Genomic DNA, 4512 nt, shown 5'->3' with positions numbered 1-4512 from the left:
AACCTGACGCATCTCGGCAAGCCGGTGGCCCACCACCAGCCCCAGATCGGCCCACTCGCACGCCTTGCGCAGGCCGAGCGCGAAGATCATCAGCCACAGCGCCGCCATTCGGTCGACGAGCGCCGCTTCCGTCGGCCTCGGACGGCGGAGCGCCCGCCAGGGACTGATGTCGCAGACAGGCGGGAGGCGTGTCATTCGCGTGCCGGTAGTGCTGGCCTCGCACTACCGCGAATCGACTGCACCGGATCGGAAAACTTCTATTTCAAGAACTCCTCCGGATGTAACTGCTTTTGCCCGGATCGGAGTGGCGGCTTCACAAGGGGCGGCCTCGCATGGAGGCGGTTGGCCCGATGGACCAATGTTGCTAGTATGCCCATCATGACCGCCCCCGGGGAAGATCTGCAGCCGCGTCGTCGGGAGACCACCGCGATTGACGGGCGGGTTCCCGCTGATCTGCTGGCAAGCATTGCGGAAGAGATCAGAGGCGAAGGCGATCAACGACCGGAAGACAAGGCCACAGAGGAGCCCGACGTCTCGTAGTTCGGGGGTATTAACCCGGAGTCTCTACACTTGAATTACCGGGCTCTGATCTGGCCCATGATCGACCTAGCATGGACCTGGCCCAAACGGTAGCCGATCTCGATGCTCATCTGCTCCGCCTGTGTTCCCTCTGCCCACGCGGTGTCCGTGGCGCCGCCGGCCCGGTGAGCTTCCGCCAGGGCAATCCGGGCGTCGATCTCGGCCAGACGGTAGCCACCGAGAGCGGCGAGCGATAGCCCTTGCTCCAGGTCGGCCAGAGCGGTGTCTGATCGGCCAGTGTGGTTCGCCCATCGCGCGTGACCGAGGAGCGCCTGAATGAATACGTCTCGGCGGGTGATACTGTGTGCGATCCGGATTGCCTCGTCGTAGGCGTTGATTGCGGTGCCCGCATCCCCTGCGTCGAGAGCGAGATCTCCCAGGGCGACCTGGCAAAGGCCCTCGTCTGCACGCCAGCCGGCGGAGCGGCAGACACGGAGGTTCGTCTGGGTTACGGACAGCGCCTGTTCATGTCGCCCTGATCGGCGCAGGTGCTCGGCATACCTGATGCCGCTGGAGCTGTACAGTGCGGGTATCGGTGTGAAATCACGGGCGAGTTGCAGGGCTTTGTCGAATGCGGTCTCTGCCTCGTCGGGGCGGCCTTCGAAGTGCGCGAGGGCGCCTCGCAGCGTTTCGGCTACGAGCTCGTCCTCCCGGTCACAGGCCAACTCGGCCAACGTGAACGTCTCCCGGACGAGGGCGGCGCAACCGGGCAGGGCGCCCAGGCTGAGGTACAGCTCGGCCATGTTCTGGCAGGTCACCGCGGCCTCGTGCCACTTGGCACCGTCCTTGAACTCCTGCATCGCACGGCGCGCCACGGCTGCGGACTCCCGCAGCCGACCGAGTAGCTGCAGGCAGGTGGCCGTTTCGTGGAGCACCCAGCCGCGTGACTCCGAGTCGGTCACCAGCGGGTCCCCGTGCACTTCCTGCTGGGGAAAGAAGTCGAGCAGGACGGAAAGCGTCGCCTCATAGGCGTTGAGTTCCCGGGTGATCAGGCCGCGGTCACGTTGATAAAGCTGGTCGTTGAGGAGGTCGCAGGCTTCGTCGTATACTCCGGAACCGCAGGCGTGGTGAACCGCCTCAATCGCCGGAGCGAGATCCTCCAGGGCCGGGTGCTCGGGCATGGCGGCGACGCTGTCCAGGTAGTATTTTTTTGCCTCGGTGTGCAGCCTGCGCCAGGCCTCGGGGTCCTGCTCGCCCCGCCGCACGTAGTAATCTCGGATCAGCGGGTGCATGCCCATACGACCCGCTTCGTCAGACCGCAGGATGCGGGCGACGACCAGGTGTGTGAGCACGGAGCGAAGGCTGTCTTCCTCCGGCCTGTGTGCATCGTCTCCGTTCGTGTCAGTTGCCTGGTTCATACCCCGGGCGACAGTGCTCAGACCTGCGTCGGCGACAGCGCGGCGGAAGACACTGAACCTAGTCAGGAAAGTCCGTTCGGCGACAGACAGGCACTCGTCGTACTCGATCAGTACTCGGCGCACCATCTCGTCTCGGGTCAGCCCCGGATCGGGCGGTGGAATTCGGTTCACCCGTCGGACGTCGCCATTGTGCTTCCGTACCAGATAGGCCGCCAGCAGGCTGAGCGTTAGCGCGTGCCCGGCCCAGTCCCGGACAACCTGTTCCAAGGCAGCGTCGGTGCCCAGGACGCCGAGGTTGCGCAGCAGTCGGACTCCCGCGCTCGTCCTCAGCGGTAGAACGTCGACATGTCGATAGGTCACATAGGGCATCAGATCTAGCACGGGAGCACGACTTGTGATGACGCAGAAGGACTGATGCCCTGGGGTCGCGACGTAGTTGAGGAACTCGCGCAGTTCCGGGCTGGTGATGCTGCCGTACTGGTCCCCGGTCTGGTATTGCATCACCTCCATCCCGTCGAGGATGATCAAATACCGACCGACCCGCAGCAGGCTGGCGGCAAACGCCGCGCGGGAACCTCTCTCCGCGATCTCCTCGCTGGAGATCCGGCCGCTGGACATGAACTCCACGGCGGCGTCGAGGAACTCGTCGGCGCTGTCACGGTCGACGAAGCTCCACCAAAAAACCCCCACGGGGCTGTCCGGACCGGGCCCGGCCGTCAGCAATCGGTCGACCCACCGCCGGGCGAGGCTGGTCTTGCCTTCGCCTCCGAAACCGATCAGGCCGACAACGAGCCTGTTGGGGTTGTGCCATTCCCGGCCGAGGATCTGCTGCAGGCTGTCCCGCCCGACCCACTCAGACAGCGTGCTGGGCGCACCGCCCATGCGGTTACCGGGAACCGGCATGGTCGCGGCGGTGAAGGACGAGTCGACGATCGGATGCTGCACCCGGCGTAGCGGCAACGGGTCCCGGCGGATGTCGACATCGACGTCGGCGAACCGGAGCACACTCGTGTTCACCGCCCACGCGGTGTCCCGGTCCTTGCCATCCGGCTCCTGAGTCCAGGTCTCCGAGACGATTCCGACCACCAGATTCCTCTCCAGATCGAGTAAGGCGGAGCCACTCATCCCAGAGTTGATCTGACTTGATTCTACTTGAATCGGGTCGGCCAGCAGCTCATATTCCTCCGGCGGCTCGACCTCGCCGAGGATCGTGCCGCGGGCCAACCCGGCCACGTACTTCGCCAGGCGTCGGTACCCGTAGCTTTCGAATGGGTGCCAACGAGACGACTCGGCCGTGCCCACGACGGCCACCCGATCGCTAGGCAGCGGCAGCGTGCCGTCGATCTGAAGGCAGACGATGTCGTCGTCCGTCTCGGTGAAGGAAGCCGCGACGGTGGCCGTGCGGAGTTCCGCGGGTCGGCCGGCCCGGCGCGGGAGGTACACTCGGACGGTCTCTGCCCCCGGCTCCGGCCCCGCGCCGAGGGCCCGCGGATCGACCCCTGCAGCGTACAGAACGTGGGCGCAGGTGACGACGATGCCGGACCGCGAGACGACGATGCCGGTGCCGACTATCACCTCGTCGGCGGTGCTGTGCCTGATCTGGACGGTGAAGTCACGGACGTCCTGCCGTAGCACTCTGGGGTCGCCTGTCATCCGCCTCATCGCATCATCGCATCATCGCCGATCCGATTCCCAGCCCAGCGTCACGTTGATCGACGCCTCGGCGCACACCTTAGCGATCATGGCGTTAGCAGAGGTGTCGAACTTGATCCCGAACTCGACCTCGACCGTGGATGGCCGCAGATCCAGCGAGTCGACCGACTCCCGGATCCGGCCAGCCATCTCCCTGATCATGTTCATGGCGTCGTCGATCGCTTGGCTGGACCGGGCCAAGACGTCCGCCGGGCTGAGCGCGACCTGTTTGAGGCCATGGCCGGGCGAGAGCTCCACTAGTATCGGAGATCGTTGAGTCCGTTCGCTCGTCGCAGGCCCCCGCGCGTCTCCCTCGTGGCCGGCATCCACTGCCTGTACCACCTGCACCACCTCTGCTGCCTGCATACGTGCCGGTCGTTGCCGTAGGTCGGCTCGGTTCGTGCGGTCAGTCCTGGAACCGTGATTTCCGTGCGGATGCCCAGTAAAGGTCATCTGGACGGATCCTGTGACAGGGGTGCTAACACGTGTGGAAAATGTACCATCCGGAGATCCTGGACGGAGATGTCAGTGCTGCCGGGGTCCCAGGTGACACTGATTCCTTTCTTGGAAGCACGTAGACGACTTTGCGGTGGATGCGGCGCCTGCCGGCGCCGGCAGGCCTGCACTCCGTTCCCATGCGACCTCCCAGCCCTGGGATCAAGATTGCCTGCCGGATCAGCGGGGGGCCTATGCTCCACGAACGCGATCGAATCGTTGAACTCCCGCCACCGGCGCGCCATACGCGCCCGCGGCCACTTCCCCAGCGAAGACGCCGCCCTCAAGTGCCTCTACCTGGTCGCCCATTCCCTGGGCCCCACCGGCCGGGTAGGGCCCGCCGGATGATCAGATGGAGGCCCGTGCGACTCTGTCACGGCCCCAGCAA

Annotated in this window: 3 protein-coding genes and 1 pseudogene; 2 read left to right on the top strand and 2 right to left on the bottom strand. The window is 65.4% G+C overall.

From position 1 onward, the window contains the following. The first annotated feature begins 369 nt into the window (after positions 1–369). Entirely contained in the window at positions 370–540 is a 171-nt protein-coding gene (locus tag U9980_RS18335; RefSeq protein ID WP_322769034.1) for a hypothetical protein, read from the top strand. 35 nt (positions 541–575) lie between these two features. Here U9980_RS18335 and U9980_RS18330 read toward each other — a convergent pair whose 3' ends face one another. Both U9980_RS18330 and U9980_RS18325 read right to left on the bottom strand, forming a co-directional pair. Further along, positions 576–3590 (bottom strand): tetratricopeptide repeat-containing serine protease family protein, encoded by a 3015-nt coding sequence (locus U9980_RS18330; RefSeq protein WP_322769033.1) that lies wholly within the window; start codon positions 3588–3590, stop codon positions 576–578. A gap of 21 nt (positions 3591–3611) precedes the next feature. Then, positions 3612–3887 (bottom strand): CU044_2847 family protein, encoded by a 276-nt coding sequence (locus U9980_RS18325; protein ID WP_322769032.1) that lies wholly within the window; start codon positions 3885–3887, stop codon positions 3612–3614. Between the two features lie 429 nt (positions 3888–4316). On the opposite strand from U9980_RS18325, the pseudogene U9980_RS18320 reads away from it, so the two are divergent. Beyond that, positions 4317–4512 (top strand): annotated as a pseudogene (locus U9980_RS18320) (transposase); the annotation flags it as partial.

The organism is Protofrankia sp. Cr1 (assembly GCF_963555865.1).
Taxonomy (GTDB): Bacteria; Actinomycetota; Actinomycetes; order Frankiales; family Frankiaceae; genus Protofrankia.
Note: the sequence above shows the minus strand (reverse complement) of the source record. Positions and strands in the feature narration are given on the sequence as shown.

Coding starts and splice junctions, on each gene's coding strand:
- U9980_RS18330 (WP_322769033.1), bottom strand. CDS start 3,590: ATGACAGGCGACCCCAGAGTGCTACGGCAGGACGTCCGTGACTTCACC.
- U9980_RS18335 (WP_322769034.1), top strand. CDS start 370: ATGCCCATCATGACCGCCCCCGGGGAAGATCTGCAGCCGCGTCGTCGG.